Consider the following 13,970-nt stretch of genomic DNA (forward strand, 5'->3'; position numbering starts at 1 on the left):
ACTAACTTGCCCACCTTGCTGAAGTGGCAGTACGTGCCTCAGCACGCCAGCCTGTGGCAAGTCACTCCCGAAGCAGACACCGTGCCCAAATCGAAGTCCAAGCCTGAGCCCTGCACGAGCAGCCCCGTTCAGTTCTATCGCCCCGAGACCTACCAGCGCTGCCAGAGCCTGGGCTGGATGCTGCGCAAGCTCAAGCAATCCATCACACGCCAAGCCAGCCTGCGCCTGCAGGGGGTGGCGCTGACGCACTCGCAGCTGGCCACCTTGATCACCCTGCGCCACAGCGGCCCCAACAGCACCAGCAGCAGCGTGCAACTGGCGCGCGAGCTGGAAGTGGACGCCGGCGCCTTCACCCGCTTGCTCGACCGTCTGGAGGCCAAGGGGCTGATCCAGCGCGAGCGCTCCGAGCAAGACCGCCGCGTGGTGATGGTCTCGCTCAGCGAGGACGGCATGCAGCTGACCTCGCAAATGCACACCGTGCTGTCTGATGTTTTCAACGCCCACCTCAGCGGCTTCAGCCATGAGGAATGGCTGCTGCTGCTGAGCCTGCTGCAGCGCATGATCGACAACGGCGAAGCCCTGGAGAAGGCCCAAGCCCAGGCCAGCGCAAACCCCCAAGCGCACAACACCCGCACACCATGACGCCTGCCCTACCCCACCCCACGCCACCCCACGCCCGAACCTGGCCCTTGCTGCTGGCCGTGCTTGGCCTTGCGCTGACGGCCTGCGCGCCCATGCCCCACGTCGCGCCACGCGCCGCGCTGCTGGCACCTGAGCAAGTGGGCCTGGCCGCGCAGCAAAGCCCGGCCGAGGCCTTTGCCAGCGCCGAAGCCAAGGCCTGGTGGACACGCTACCAAGACCCGCAGCTCAATGCGCTGATGCAGCGCGCGCTGGCCCAGTCGCCCAGCTTGGCGCAGGCCAGAGCGCGCGTGCAGCGCGCCGCCGCGCTGGTGGAGGGCGCGCGGGCCAGCGAGTTGCCGCTCATCGGTGCCGGGGTGGACGTCACGCGCCAGCGCTACCCCGAGCACGGCCTCTACCCGCCACCGCTGGCGGGCAGCCTGCGCACCACCGCCACCGTGCAAGCGGGTGTGAGCTATGACTGGGACTTCTTCGGGCGCCACGCCGCCGAGCTGGAAGCGGCCCTGGGTCAGGCGCGCGCTGTTCAAGCGGAGAGCGAGGCCGCCGCACTCATGCTCTCGGCCCAGCTGGCGCGCAGCTACCTGGCTCTGGCCAAGGCGCTGGCGCACAAAGAGTTGCTGAACCAGCAGCTGCAGCAGCGCGAGCAAACCCTGGCGCTGGTGCGCCAGCGCGTGGCCGCCGGGCTGGACACCGGGCTTGAGGCGCGCAGCGCCGAGGCCCCGCTGCCCGAGCTGCGCCGCCAAGTCTGGGCTCTGGACGAACAAGCCACGCTGCTGCGCCAGCAGCTGGCCAGCCTGAGCGCCCAAAGCCCGCAGGCCCTGGCCACACTGGCGCCACAGCTGCCCGCGGCGCTGGACCTGCCCGCCGCGGCAGGGCAGGACGCGCTGGGCTTGGACTTGCTGGGCCGCCGCCCCGATGTGGTGGCCGCGCGCTGGCGCGTGGAGGCCAGCACGCAGCAGCTGGCCGTGGCGCGCGCGCAGTTCTACCCCAACCTCAGCCTCACAGCCTTTGCGGGCTTCAGCGCCATTGGGCTGGACCAAGTGCTCAAAGCGGGCAGCCTGCAGTACGGCCTGGGCCCCTCGCTGCGCCTGCCCTTGTTCGACACCGGGCGGCTGCGGGCGCAGTTCAAGGGTTCGGCGGCGGAGCTGGACGCCTCGGTGGCGGCCTACAACGCCGCCGTGCTGGAGGCCGTGCGCGAAGCCAGCGGCCAGCTCGCCAGCCTGCAGTCCCTGCAGCGCCAGCACAGCGAACAGCAGGCCCTGCTGAACAACGCCCGCGCCACGCGCGCACTGGCGGCTCAGCGTTTTGACGCGGGCCTGGGCTCCAAGCTCGCCGTGCTGAGCGCACAGGGCAGCGTGCTGCAGCAAGAACGCCAAAGCCTGGAGCTGCGCGGCCAAACCCTGGAGGCCCAGGTGGGCCTGATCCGCGCCCTGGGCGGGCATTGGTAAGCCGCCCCCCTGCCCGAGCCCCCCACACACGACAAACACCTCAAGCCCCATCCAAGAAAGCAGGCCATGAGCGCTATCGAGAACACCCCAAGCACCGCCGCCCCCGCATCGCCCCGCAAAAAAGCCCTGACCGCCATCAGCCTGGCGCTGCTGCTGGGCCTGGGGGCCTATGCGGCCTACCAATGGGTGGTGAGCAGCCGCGTGGAGAACACCGACAACGCCTACGTCAACGCCAACATCGTGCAAGTCACGCCCCTGGTGGGCGGCACGGTGCGCGCTGTGCATGTGGAGGACACCGACTTCGTCAAAGCCGGTCAGCCCCTGGTGAGCCTGGACCCGGCCGATGCCCGCGTGGCGCTGGAGCAGGCGCAAAGCCAGCTGGCCCAGACCGTGCGTGAGGTGCGCACCCTCTACGCCAACAACGCCACGCTGGAGGCGCAAATCCGCAGCCGAGAGGCCGATGTGCAGCGCGCCCAAAGCGAGCTGGCACGCCTGAGCGCCGACGCGCAGCGCCGCGCACCGCTGCTGGACAGCGGCGCCGTGGGCCGCGAGGAGTTCGAGCATGTCAACGCGCAAGTGACGGCCGCCCGCTCAGCGCTGAGCGCAGCGCAATCGGCCCTGCAAGCCGCGCAGCAGCAGCTGGCCTCCAACCAGGTGCTGACCGACGGCACCAGCCTGGCCGAGCACCCCAATGTGCAGCGCGCCGCCGCCCGCGTGCGCGAGGCCTTTTTGGCCCAGCAGCGCACCGCCTTGCTCGCACCGGTGGACGGCTGGGTGGCGCGCCGCAGCGTGCAGCTGGGCCAGCGCCTGGCCGCGGGTGCCCCGCTGATGGCCCTGGTGGGCCTGCAGCAAGCCTGGGTGGATGCCAACTTCAAGGAAGGCCAGGTGGCGCGGCTGCGCATCGGCCAAAAAGCCAAGCTGGTGGCCGATGTGTACGGCAAGGCGGTGGAGTTTGATGGCCGCATCGTCGGCCTCTCGGCCGGCACGGGCGCGGCCTTTGCCCTGCTGCCAGCGCAAAACGCCACTGGCAACTGGATCAAGGTGGTGCAGCGCGTGCCCGTGCGCATTGCACTGGACACCAAGCAGCTGGCCGAGCACCCGCTGCGCGTGGGCCTGTCCATGAACGTCACGGTGGACGTGCAAGACCAAAGCGGCGCAAGCCTGGTGCAAGCACCGCGCCAAACGCCCGCCGCGCAAACCGCCATCTATGACAAAGCCAATGCCGAGGCCGATGCGGACGTGGCGCGCATCATCCGCGCCAACGCCGGGGCCCACGCCAAGGCCCTGCCCCAGGCCGCCGCCAAGCCCCACGCCTGAGGCCCCCGCCCATGAGCGCTGACACCCCCAACGACGCAGCCCCCCAGGCCCAGCCCGAACCCCTGAAGGGAGCCCAGCTGGTGCTGGGCACCATGGCCCTGTCGCTGGCCACCTTCATGAACGTGCTGGACACGTCCATCGCCAATGTGTCGCTGCCCGCAATTGCAGGTGACCTGGGGGTGAGCCCGGTGCAGGGCACCTGGGTCATCACCAGCTTTGGCGTGGCCAATGCCATCTCGGTGCCGCTGACGGGCTGGCTCACACAGCGCTTTGGTGCGGTGCGCCTCTTCACCGCCAGCGTGCTGCTCTTTGTGCTGGCCTCCTGGCTGTGCGGCTTTGCGCATTCGCTGGAAATGCTGGTGGCCTGCCGCGTGCTGCAAGGCCTGGTGGCCGGGCCCATGATCCCGCTCTCGCAAACCCTGCTCTTGTCCAGCTACTCACGCGCCAAAGCCGGCACGGCGCTGGCGCTGTGGGGCATGACCACGCTGGTGGCCCCGGTGGTGGGGCCGCTGCTGGGGGGCTGGCTCACCGACAACGTCTCCTGGCCCTGGATCTTCTACATCAACGTGCCCGTGGGCCTGTTTGCCGCCTTTCTGACCTGGAGCGTCTACCGCGAGCGCGAAACCGCCACCCGCAAACTCCCCATCGACGGCGTGGGCCTGGCCCTGCTGGTGGTGTGGGTGGGCGCGCTGCAAATCATGCTGGACAAAGGCAAGGAGCTGGACTGGTTTGCCAGCGGCGAGATCCAGATCCTGGCCCTCACCGCCGCCGTGGGCTTTGCCGTCTTCCTGGCCTGGGAGCTGACCGACGACCACCCCGTGGTGGACCTGCGCCTGTTTGCGCGGCGCAACTTCCTCTTCGGCACGACCACGCTGTCGGTGGCCTACGGGCTCTTCTTTGGCAATGTGGTGCTGCTGCCGCTGTGGCTGCAGCAGTACATGGGCTACACCGCCACTGACGCAGGCATGGCCCTCGCCCCCGTGGGCCTGCTGGCCATCTTGCTCTCGCCCGTGGTGGGCAAAAACATCAGCCGCGTGGACCCGCGCCTGATGGCCAGCTTTGCCTTTGTGATGTTTGCCGTGGTGCTGGGCATGCGTGCCAACTTCACCACCCAAACCGACTTCGCCACCATCATGGTGCCCACCCTGCTGCAAGGCGCGGCCCTGGCCTTCTTCTTCATCCCACTCACCACGCTCACGCTCAACGGCATCACACCCGATCGCCTGCCCGCTGCGGCAGGCCTCTCCAACTTCGTGCGCATCACTGCCGGAGCCATGGGCACCTCCATCGCCACCACGCTGTGGGAGTCCCGCGCCACGCTGCACCACCACCACATGGTGGAGCGCCTGAGCCTGGGCGACCCCATCGCCGGTCAAACCCTGGCCACGCTGCAAGCCAGCGGCTTGAGCCCGGAGCAAGCCTGGAGCCAGATCAACCGCCTGATCGACCAGCAAGCCTTCACCCGCGCCGCCGACGACATCTTCCTGGCCTCCGCGCTGATCTTCATCGCCCTCATCGCCGCCATCTGGCTGACCCAGCGCCCTCCAAAGCTCGCCGCCACCGCCGTGGATGCGGGTGGCGCGCACTGAGGGCCACCCAGGGCTGCTTGCTCAGCGTTAGAGCAGCAGCCAAGCCCCCCGCCGCTCGTCGCTCAGCCCACACAGCCAGCCATAGGGACCCTGGCGCACATCGTGCACGCGGCCCACGCTCAGTGAGTTACACCCCAAAGAGGGTCCTCACCCCACTTAGGTGGCCGCGATTGCAGCGACATGAGGTCGCAAAACATGACACCGGTGACATTCGGACACAAGAGCCCGACTTCAGAATTCGCGCCGCCGTAACTGCGATGAAGTCATGTTGTGAACCAGTCAAAATTCCAGGGCATCAAGGGAGTACTCACCCAAGCCCTACGATGGAGTCTGTGTGCGTTGGCCTTGGTAGGTGCCAATGCCATAGCGCAGACCAAAGGCGTGGCCCTGGCGGGCTTTGCTTATTCCGGTGACGCCTCCAGCATCGCCAAGCGCTTCCCCTATTCCAAGCAATACGAAGCCCGTCTCAAGGCCTCAGGCACGCCGCTGAACAAACAGCTGTGGCAGGCCACCAGCGCCGCTCCACCCCAGCACTTCGATCTAGTTCCGCAAATCGCCGAGCTCAAGGGTGCCGACCAAGCGCTGGCCGTAGCTTTGGTGGTCAATGCCGAAACCGTGTCCGTCGAGCGCTTCGGTGACGTGCGCAAGCTCATGGTTCTGATCAAGGGGCAGGTGCTGTTCTTCGACTTCAAGTCCATGAGCGTGGTACGCGCCTACCCGGTCAGCTTTGCTGCACTGGACAACTACCGCGAAGACCCCTCCGAAGAAGAAATCCTCTCGAAAGTGGCCCTGGTCTATGAAGGCACTGCGGGCAAGCCTGGCGTGTTGGGTCGCTTTGCAGCCACGCTGGCCAAAGCCAAGGTTCCGGATTCAGCTTCCAAGCTGCTGCAAGTCAGCCAGGTCACCGTCAAACCCGAAGCCCTGCCCTTCATCCCGGAATCGATCAAGAACGCGCCCGCAGGCGTGCAAACCTGGGCAGCCGACATGCTCGGCGAAGCCTTGTCCACCCGCGCTGGGGTGCCCATCATTCCCTTCTCCAAGGGCTATGCCATTGGCAACGTGATGTCCATGCGCGTTGCCGACGGCGATGTGTTCAACCTCAAGCTGCCCAAGCCCGACTACGAAATCAGCCTGGAGCTCAGTGGCTTCAAGAAGGTCAAGTACGGTGAAGCGGCCGCCGGAGTGAGCTACATCTACGGCGCTTACGCGCAGATCAAGATCGAAGAACCCCTGCTGGGCCGCAAATACTTGGACACCGCGCTGAAAAACGGCGAGGTCAAGTTGGTGCCGGCCACGCAGAACTATGTTGACGATTTCCCTGCCTTCTACGACGCCATCAACCTGATGTTCGTGAAGCTGGGGCAAGCCCTGGACGGACAAGGCAACGCCTGGGTCAAGTCCGCAGCCGCCGCGCCCGACATCGAGCGCCATATTTCTGACACCCGTGAATTGATCAAGCAATGCAAGTGATTCGTACCCTATTCATCGCCCTGGTCGCGCTCAGCGTCAGCGTGGGCGCTCTGGCCCAAGTTCAGGCTGCACGTGGCAAGGCCACCGTGACCTACAAAGGCAAGTCCGCCCCTGCCGACGCCAAGGTACAAGCTCTCTCCAAGGCCCAACTCAAGGCTGTGGAGATGTACTACGCAGAAGCTGGCGAAACCGAGGCCGCCAACTTCGACGCCGTGCGTGACAAGATTCTGGCCGACCCCGACCGCTACATCCTCGACAGCACAGTGCTGGCCGAAGAAGACAACCCCAGCACCCAGCAGTACACCGTGGCTGTGAAGGTCTCGCTCAATGTGGCCAATCTGCGCAACGCCGTGAAGGCCAACTCGGCTGTGGCCAAGGCCGGTCGCGCCGAGCGCTCGCCACTGGCCTTCCTGGTGGTATCCCGCCAAGTGGATTCGGTGAAGTCTTTCGACGACCGCGTCTACAAAAAAGCTGAGGTCAAACAGGAATACGCACAAGCCGATAGCGCCTCTGCTCAAAGCAATGAAGGCGAAAAGGTACGCAAAGGGCAAGTGGCTACCAACGCCTCGCGCAGCTCGCAATCCAAGTCCTCCATGAGCGAAACGCAGTCCATCGAGACCGGTGGCAGCACCACACGCAAGGCTGCTGAGTCGACCTGGCGTCTGATCCCCAGCGCCAACCTGAACCAGATCTTCACGGCCACCTTCAGCAAGGCGGGCTACAAAGTCAGCGAGGCAGCCCTGATCGAGCCCTACACCAATGGCCAGTTCAAACTGGCCACGGTAGAAGACGATTACCGCGCCGGCAACGACCTCAAGCCTGCGACCCTGGCCTCTGTCGTGCAAGGCATGCGCACCGCCAAGATTCCCTTCGTGGCGCTGGGCACGTTGGACGTGAATCTGGCTGACGAGGACCCGGCCACCGGCATGCGCCGTGTGGCAGTGACGGTCAATGCCAAGGTGCTGGACATTAGCCAAAGCATCCCGGACACCATCGCCTCGGTGGGCCCGGTGCAGTACGCCGGCGTGGGCGCCTCCGACGACGAAGCGCGCACCAACGCGCTCAAGCTGGCAGCCAACAACGCCGCACGCGACCTCAGTGCCCAACTCACCAACATCGGCATGCGCTAAGCCTTGAACGCCGCCGCCGTGCCCAAGCGCATGGGGGTGGCACCTCTATTCTTTTGAATCCTTCATCATGAACATCTCTCTATCCCGTCTTGTGCTTGCGAGCGCTCTGATCCTGCCGCTGACCAGCCACGCCCAACTGGGCCTGCCCAATCTGGGCCTCAACAAATCCAGCAACGCGCCAGCGGCCTCTGGCAATCTGGAAGGTCAGCAAACTCAAATCGTGCGCTCCTATGTGGGCGCCAACAAAGAAGTTCTTGTGGCCAACGCGACCATGGCCGTGGCCTTGGGCCTGAAGGAGGCTGCAGCCACCGCGCGCGCCACCGCAGGCGCGCTGGGCGACGGTGCCACACAAGGCAATTTGGCTGATGCGGACAAGGTCGCACAAGACTCCAGCAACGCCGTGGCTGAGGAAATGGCCAAATCCCCCAAACTGGACAAGGCTGCCAAAGCCAAGTTCTCTGAAGGTCTGAAACAGTTGGGCAAAGGCGTCATCAAGTACGTAGCCATGCGCACCCCAGTGCAGAACTTCTCCAATGGTTTGGCCTCGGCCTCGCCCATTGAGCTGCCGAAGCTGCAGTCAGGCAGCTATGTGGTGAAGACCTTCCCCAGTGGCGCCAAAAATTTGGGCAGCGCGCTCAAGAGCGCCGTGGACTTTGCCAAGAGCAACGACATCCCCGTCCCGCCCGACGCCACGCAGGCCATGGCCGCGTTGTAAACCCTGGGCGCCTGCCAGGGCGCCCCACTTCACTGCCAACGACAAGGGGGCTGGCCATGACGCCAACCACATGGAAGTACTCGGTCTTACCGCTGGTCGTGTGTGCGACCCTGGTGGGCTGTAACAAGACCCAAGACTCACATCCAGCATCGAGCGCAGCATCAGGCGCCGGTCAGACAAACAGCAGCATGGCGGCCCAAGTCGGAGCCCTGCAGTCCGTCAAAGTCACGGCCTCGGGTTTTGGTAGCAGCGCCTCAGAAGCGGTGTCAGAGGCACTGCGCCTGGCGGTACTGCAAGTCAACGGTGCGACCATCGACCATCACAGTCTGCAGGCGCGTATCGGCTTGGAAGCCACCTTGGGCAAGGACCGTCAGGCCCTGCAGGGGCAGGCCTTTGTAGACGAGCTCACCCAGCGCTCAGGCGGCGTGGTGCAGCACTTCAAGCTGCTGGACTTGACTGAGCCCGGGCTGGTGGACAAGCGCTACAAAGCCCAGATCGAAGCCCATGTGGCCAGCTTTGCCGCCCCCGAGAGCCTGAAGAAGCTCAAGCTGGTGGTGACTCCACCACGCTTTGCCTCGTCCACCCTGGTGTTCGGTGACTTGACCGTGCCATCCCACGAGGTGGCCGCCATGGTGCGCCAACGCGTGGCCGACACCCTGCTCAGCACTGGGCGCTTCGCCCTGCTTGACCGCGATGTCAGTGCAGAACTGGCGCAAGAGCTGTCGCTCATTGAAAGCGGCCAAGTACCAGCAGCGGAACGCGCCAAGCGATCCCAGGTCGCTAGCGCGGATGTTCTGTGGACGGGCACGGTTAGCCAGATGGCCTACCGGCGCCACGCTCAAGCACTGCGAGCCTCAGACCGAGAGCTGGTGAGCTACTCGGGCGGCTGGGCCATCAGCCAGAAGCTGGTGAGTGTCCCTACACGCCAGGTGTTGGTGGCTGACACGCTGCAAGGCCAGTTGCCAGCCACCGCCCCAACCACCCTGAGCAGCGGGGTGGACGGACGCAAGGCCATGGAAACCATGATTAACAACCTGGTTCAGCAAGTGGTCGCGTCCATCATGCGCCGCACTTTCCCAGTCAGCGTGGTGCAGCGCGACGGCGATCAGGTGGTACTAAGCCAAGGCAGTAGCGCTTTGCGCGAGGGCTCGCGCTACGCCGTGGTACGACTGGGCGCCGAACTGAAAGACCCACAAACCGGGCAATCTCTGGGCCGCAGCGAAGCGGCCTGCTGCGAGGTACTGATCGAGCGAGTCACTGCCCATATCGCCTATGGCCGTCTCTCGGGTGGCACCCCGGGCAGTCTAGGGGGTGTGGCTCCCGGAGCGCTCGAGCTGCGCCAAGAGTTGGCCCCTGCGCCCAACTCTGCGAGCACCAAACCCACCTTGAGCGACGCCACGGTCGCCAAGTCAGCTCGCACCCCAAAGCCCACAACCGAGCCTGCACAGCGTCATACCGCGCCATCCACCACCAGCAAGGACGACGACAAATGGTGACCCCAAAGCCTAGCCTCATCCAACGCCGGGCGCTCATGCGTACCACGCTGACCACCCTCCCCCTGGCCTGGGCCACCAGCTACCTGCTGAGCGGCTGTGCCAGCACCAACGCCCAAAGCGCAGTGCGCGTCGCTGTGGCCAGTGCCGAGCCCGGTGCTGCCCCCAGCCGCGACACCATGCCGTTGCACCTGCAGCTGCGCGTGCACAACGCCCAGCGCTGGTCTTTGTCCTTGACAGGGGTGCAGCTACAGCTGCGCCTTCAGGGGCGGCTGGTCGGCAGCGGCGTCGCAGCGTTAGACACCCAGGTGGCGGCCTTTGGTGAAGCGCTCGTCGCGGTGGACATTCATGTGCACGACGTCAGCACGGTGCGTCAGGCCCTGGGGCTGTATGGAGCGGCTGACCGGCCTCTGGCCGTGGTGGTTTCGGGTAGTTTGGCCAGCATCGGCTTCGCCGATCTAGCCTTTAGCACCCAGGCCGACATTCGATTCCAGCGCCCGGCTTGAGCGCCGCGCGGGCGCCCCACCGGTACGGTCTCCTCAGGCCTTGACACTCGCGCTCAACGGCATCACACCCGATCGCCTGCCCGCTGCGGCAGGCCTCTCCAACTTTGTGCGCATCACTGCCGGAGCCATGGGCACCTCCATCGCCACCACGCTGTGGGAGTCCCGCGCCGCCGACGACATCTTCCTGGCCTCCGCGCTGATCTTCATCCTGCTCATCACCGCCATCTGGCTGACCCAGCGCCCTCCAAAGCTCGCCGCCACCGCCGTGGATGCGGGTGGCGCGCACTGAGGGGGGGGCTGCGTCTGGGCTACACCGGCCCGGGCTGCGCTCGAAGCGGCTGAATACCGGCGGCCGCACCAGGCGCTGGGCATGAAAACACCCGCTGAGGCTTATGCTTTAGCAGCCTGATCTGTGCAGAAACCGCTGGGTCGATACAGCGCTGGCGTAGCCCTTGTCGACCAACACGCCCTCGGGCTGGATGCCTTGCTCGATGAGCGCGTCCACCAGGCCCGGCAGCTTGTTCACCTCGGCCTGGTTGGCCGGGTGCACTTCGACGTGTTCGATGTAGCCGTCCTCCGTGTCCACCGCGCTGTAGCCGCGGTAGCCAAAGAACGCATCTGTGCCCCTTCTTGACCCAGCGGGCTCCTGCTGCGTGTCCGACAGCCCGTGCCACTGGCCCAGCAGCATCAGCTTGAACATCGCCAACGGCGCATCGGGCTCGGGCCCGCCACCGTGTGCGTCGCCTCGCGCTTGTACAGCCCATTGGGGGTGTGATGCAGCGGTTTCGTATAGAACTTTCGGGCGAATTTCGCACACGACGTGGTTAATGGAATTGATATTCCACCAAAGCGTCAGCAATAACCCTGTCCCTGACACAGGTCGCCATAATTGACACGGCTTTAATGAACTAGCGACACTGGTTCGAAGTCAAATATTGGCATGCCATTTGCATTCCGCAAATAAATTATCCATGTCTTCCATATTCAGGCAAACGCCCTAGCCGCCCAAAGCAGTCAATATCTTGGTGGCATACGACCGAGCACATCCATGGGTTTTCGTTGGGTGGCGATAGAGGCCTTGTTTTTATGCGGCATATTGACTGCCTTTACCACTCTAGGTGAGGCCACCCGCAAGGCCCACATCGCCGGGGTGGCGCTGCCCGCATGAATGACGGACCAAAACGGTACATTCTGATTTATGAAAATGCTCACAATTCGCCCATTAACTTCCACATGCGCAAACAGTGCGATGCACTCGCCCAGCACCCTTAGTCATCCACCAGTCACCACAAACAGAGCATCAAAACACATGTTGATTAAATATTTAATATTTATCAAATCCTCGATGCTCCTATTTATTGCACCATGCCACTCCGGCGACCTTACAAAAGAACATCACACTACTCCACGAAAATTTCAAACAGATACCCCATGCAATTGGCAAGTTGAAATAAAAACAACCAACACATGGCTGCAACGCGATCAAAACGCCATCAAAATATTAACGGATCTTTCTGAAAAATTTCCGAACGGCATTCCGCGACCAGACTATGAGCGGGCTAATGCCGAGGTAGATTTGGAAAAAAATAAGTTACAGAGCGAACTCGACGACTTGGTGCAGCGATGCGGCTGGCCATCCCAAACAGCCTTTGGAACTTTGGCAGGACAGAGTGCGTTTTTAATCGTCCAGCACGCTTCTACAGATTTTCAACTCCGCTACATGCCAGTGATTCAAGAAGCCGCCGAGGCAGGCGAACTGCCAAAACGTCATTGGGCAATACTCTACGATAGGATTGCCGTTGCGCAGGGTCGCCCCCAACGCTACGGCTCACAAATCTGTATGCAGGGTCGTTCCCAATCGATTGTGTGCGGAGAGATCGAATCCATTTCAGATATTGACGCCCGCCGAGCCTCCGTTGGCATGATTCCAGCATCATGGTGCTCATATTTATCCATGATGGACGTCACCCATTCCAGTTGCGTTGCAAATGAAAGTCGCAAACATCCTTGAAGGCAATTCGCGGAGTGACCTCATGCCTGGAGTGCAACAAATTTGGCGTAAAGAGCGCACTCCGGCCAATTTCATTTTGGCGACGTTACCAAGAAGCGAGCTGCCGCTCACTGCAAGGGTATAGACGTCCTTCTAGGCACTGCTTCCGATCCAAGCACGTAGCGGATCTCGCGCAAGAGTTGGGAGGCACAAGACCCAGGCCCGCTGGGAAGCTCATGCAGGCAGGCGTCAAGCACGACGTCGCGGCAATGCGGACTTTCGCTGGAACAGTAGGAGGGCTGTTGTGGCACCAGCGGGTCCCAGTCCGAGGTTAGATAAGTGATCGACCCGAGATAACCCACCAACGATCGATAGGCCGCGTCTTGTTGCAGCAGCCCTGCCATATAACTTGGCTTATACCAAGAATTCATCTCAAGACGCATTTTCAAGCTATCTTTATCGCCAAAAATCAACCGATTCAAATTCTCCCTGGGAACAGAATACTGACCAAGCATCTGCCACAATCTATTGTAGTCCCCGAATTCAAGGTCCCCTTTGTCAATTTGGTTCAACAAACTTAGCTGACTCAGTGCTTCTACAAAGATAGATTGTCCAATTTGATCGCGCTGGCAATTTTCCTCACTCAGCCTCATGTCTTGGCAATAGCTCATTGCGTTATCCACAAGCGCCTTGGGGATAATTTCTCGCCAATTCTCAGACCGTAGTCGTAGGCTTTTCAGTTCCGCAAGCGAATTCCCCATTCCATGCCTTTGGAGCGCATTCCAATGCGTCCATTTAGATGCCTGCAGAACTGCGGTGAGGCGAATTGATTCCCCAGCGCAATTCATCAATACCAGGGGGTCGTCACGCAGTAAACCATCTCGAACAAGTTTTGCAACATGGTTGCAGCCGTGAGAAATCGCAAAAATTACCAATGGTCGATCAAGCTCCTTTGCAAGTCCACGTGCACTATCAAGTGCTCTTTCTACTTGGTCATGAGCATCAGTCCATTCAAATCGCGAGACGGCTTCAGGAGAGACGCAGTACTGCTGATATTCCGCGAGGGTGCGCACCTTTTTGCTTACATTGTCCATGCATGCTTGCACGCGAGGTAGGGCAGATGTCGATACAGAAATCCCTATATGAGTCGTTTCCAGCAATGTAGAGAGAAACCATATCGGATTGCTTGCTGGCGATACAACACGCATGGTCGCAAAGTCAGCAACTCCCTCAGTCCCGGGAATGTAGAGGAAAACAGCACTGCTTGGAGTGATCTTAGTCTTGTCGGGCAAGCAGCTTCCGTCAATACGTCCTAGAGCGGGATCGATCTTGCAAGCTGCTGATTGATGGGGCAGCAGTGACAGTGAGAAAACTGCTGCCAAGAGGAGTTTTCTTCCCATCCTAAGAAATTGCATCCATTGCCTCTTGAACTGAAATTTCGGTTATCCGCCCGCCATCCATCATCAGGACGCGTTCCGTGGATGATACTGAGTCACGTCGATGCGCGGCAAAAACTCGCATGCAGGCGCTGATCTGCCCCGCAGGACCGCCAAAGCTGATAAAGCCCAGCTTCAGCCAGAAACAAAGGGCTTCCCAGAAACTGGGGCAGCGGGCTTGGCGGGTGTCGTCATGAGTCCGGCGCTTCCTTGCCTGTTTTGCTCGTTTCGAATGTG

Annotated in this window: 12 protein-coding genes and 1 pseudogene; 11 read left to right on the forward strand and 2 right to left on the reverse strand. The window is 62.5% G+C overall.

The features are described from left to right. The first annotated feature begins 6 nt into the window (after nucleotides 1-6). From ACG0Z6_RS14070 to ACG0Z6_RS14115, 10 genes and pseudogenes are all read left to right on the forward strand, one after another. Nucleotides 7-642: a MarR family winged helix-turn-helix transcriptional regulator gene (locus tag ACG0Z6_RS14070; RefSeq protein WP_394462452.1), complete on the forward strand. Its 636-nt coding sequence runs from the start codon at nucleotides 7-9 to the stop codon at nucleotides 640-642. Continuing rightward, a complete protein-coding gene (locus ACG0Z6_RS14075; RefSeq protein WP_394462454.1) occupies nucleotides 639-2,087 on the forward strand; it encodes an efflux transporter outer membrane subunit in 1,449 nt (482 codons plus the stop codon). The genes ACG0Z6_RS14070 and ACG0Z6_RS14075 overlap by 4 nt, the downstream gene beginning before the upstream one ends. A gap of 66 nt (nucleotides 2,088-2,153) precedes the next feature. Then, a complete protein-coding gene (locus ACG0Z6_RS14080) occupies nucleotides 2,154-3,404 on the forward strand; it encodes an HlyD family secretion protein (RefSeq protein WP_394462456.1) in 1,251 nt (416 codons plus the stop codon). An 11-nt stretch (nucleotides 3,405-3,415) separates the two neighbouring features. Beyond that, complete coding sequence (locus tag ACG0Z6_RS14085; RefSeq protein ID WP_394462458.1) at nucleotides 3,416-4,993, forward strand: DHA2 family efflux MFS transporter permease subunit; 1,578 nt, start codon at nucleotides 3,416-3,418, stop codon at nucleotides 4,991-4,993. A 270-nt stretch (nucleotides 4,994-5,263) separates the two neighbouring features. After that, complete coding sequence (locus ACG0Z6_RS14090) at nucleotides 5,264-6,463, forward strand: hypothetical protein (protein ID WP_394462460.1); 1,200 nt, start codon at nucleotides 5,264-5,266, stop codon at nucleotides 6,461-6,463. Beyond that, entirely contained in the window at nucleotides 6,454-7,593 is a 1,140-nt protein-coding gene (locus ACG0Z6_RS14095) for a hypothetical protein (protein WP_394462462.1), read from the forward strand. Before ACG0Z6_RS14090 ends, ACG0Z6_RS14095 begins: the two co-directional genes overlap by 10 nt. Nucleotides 7,594-7,660: 67 nt before the next feature. Further along, nucleotides 7,661-8,308, forward strand: a complete 648-nt coding sequence (locus ACG0Z6_RS14100) for a hypothetical protein (RefSeq protein ID WP_394462464.1) — start codon at nucleotides 7,661-7,663, stop codon at nucleotides 8,306-8,308. Between the two features lie 188 nt (nucleotides 8,309-8,496). Then, nucleotides 8,497-9,804, forward strand: coding sequence for a CsgG/HfaB family protein (locus ACG0Z6_RS14105; RefSeq protein WP_394462466.1), 1,308 nt, complete (start codon nucleotides 8,497-8,499; stop codon nucleotides 9,802-9,804). Between the two features lie 35 nt (nucleotides 9,805-9,839). Continuing rightward, nucleotides 9,840-10,307 carry an LEA type 2 family protein gene (locus tag ACG0Z6_RS14110; RefSeq protein ID WP_394462468.1) on the forward strand — a complete coding sequence of 156 codons (468 nt, stop codon included), beginning with the start codon at nucleotides 9,840-9,842 and terminating at the stop codon, nucleotides 10,305-10,307. 43 nt (nucleotides 10,308-10,350) lie between these two features. Continuing rightward, nucleotides 10,351-10,596: pseudogene (locus tag ACG0Z6_RS14115) on the forward strand (MFS transporter); the annotation flags it as partial. Nucleotides 10,597-10,704: 108 nt separating this feature from the next. Here the strand turns inward: ACG0Z6_RS14115 and ACG0Z6_RS14120 are convergent. Beyond that, entirely contained in the window at nucleotides 10,705-11,007 is a 303-nt protein-coding gene (locus ACG0Z6_RS14120; RefSeq protein WP_394462469.1) for a transposase, read from the reverse strand. Nucleotides 11,008-11,616: 609 nt separating this feature from the next. On the opposite strand from ACG0Z6_RS14120, the gene ACG0Z6_RS14125 reads away from it, so the two are divergent. Continuing rightward, on the forward strand, nucleotides 11,617-12,318 hold the full coding sequence (locus tag ACG0Z6_RS14125; protein ID WP_394462471.1) for a DUF6624 domain-containing protein: 702 nt from the start codon (nucleotides 11,617-11,619) through the stop codon (nucleotides 12,316-12,318). A 107-nt stretch (nucleotides 12,319-12,425) separates the two neighbouring features. On the opposite strand, the gene ACG0Z6_RS14130 is transcribed toward ACG0Z6_RS14125, so the two are convergent. Further along, nucleotides 12,426-13,712 carry a hypothetical protein gene (locus tag ACG0Z6_RS14130; RefSeq protein WP_394462473.1) on the reverse strand — a complete coding sequence of 429 codons (1,287 nt, stop codon included), beginning with the start codon at nucleotides 13,710-13,712 and terminating at the stop codon, nucleotides 12,426-12,428. Between the last annotated feature and the right edge of the window lie 258 nt (nucleotides 13,713-13,970).

It is taken from the genome of Roseateles rivi (genome assembly GCF_043555845.1).
GTDB lineage: Bacteria > Pseudomonadota > Gammaproteobacteria > Burkholderiales > Burkholderiaceae_C > Roseateles > Roseateles rivi.

Excerpts from the sequence above, each read along its gene's own strand:
- ACG0Z6_RS14100 (WP_394462464.1), top strand. The coding sequence starts at position 7,661 with ATGAACATCTCTCTATCCCGTCTTGTGCTTGCGAGCGCTCTGATCCTG.
- ACG0Z6_RS14095 (WP_394462462.1), top strand. The coding sequence starts at position 6,454 with ATGCAAGTGATTCGTACCCTATTCATCGCCCTGGTCGCGCTCAGCGTC.
- ACG0Z6_RS14105 (WP_394462466.1), top strand. The coding sequence starts at position 8,497 with ATGGCGGCCCAAGTCGGAGCCCTGCAGTCCGTCAAAGTCACGGCCTCG.
- ACG0Z6_RS14110 (WP_394462468.1), top strand. The coding sequence starts at position 9,840 with ATGCGTACCACGCTGACCACCCTCCCCCTGGCCTGGGCCACCAGCTAC.
- ACG0Z6_RS14130 (WP_394462473.1), bottom strand. The coding sequence starts at position 13,712 with ATGCAATTTCTTAGGATGGGAAGAAAACTCCTCTTGGCAGCAGTTTTC.
- ACG0Z6_RS14080 (WP_394462456.1), top strand. The coding sequence starts at position 2,154 with ATGAGCGCTATCGAGAACACCCCAAGCACCGCCGCCCCCGCATCGCCC.
- ACG0Z6_RS14085 (WP_394462458.1), top strand. The coding sequence starts at position 3,416 with ATGAGCGCTGACACCCCCAACGACGCAGCCCCCCAGGCCCAGCCCGAA.
- ACG0Z6_RS14125 (WP_394462471.1), top strand. The coding sequence starts at position 11,617 with ATGTTGATTAAATATTTAATATTTATCAAATCCTCGATGCTCCTATTT.
- ACG0Z6_RS14120 (WP_394462469.1), bottom strand. The coding sequence starts at position 11,007 with ATGTTCAAGCTGATGCTGCTGGGCCAGTGGCACGGGCTGTCGGACACG.
- ACG0Z6_RS14075 (WP_394462454.1), top strand. The coding sequence starts at position 639 with ATGACGCCTGCCCTACCCCACCCCACGCCACCCCACGCCCGAACCTGG.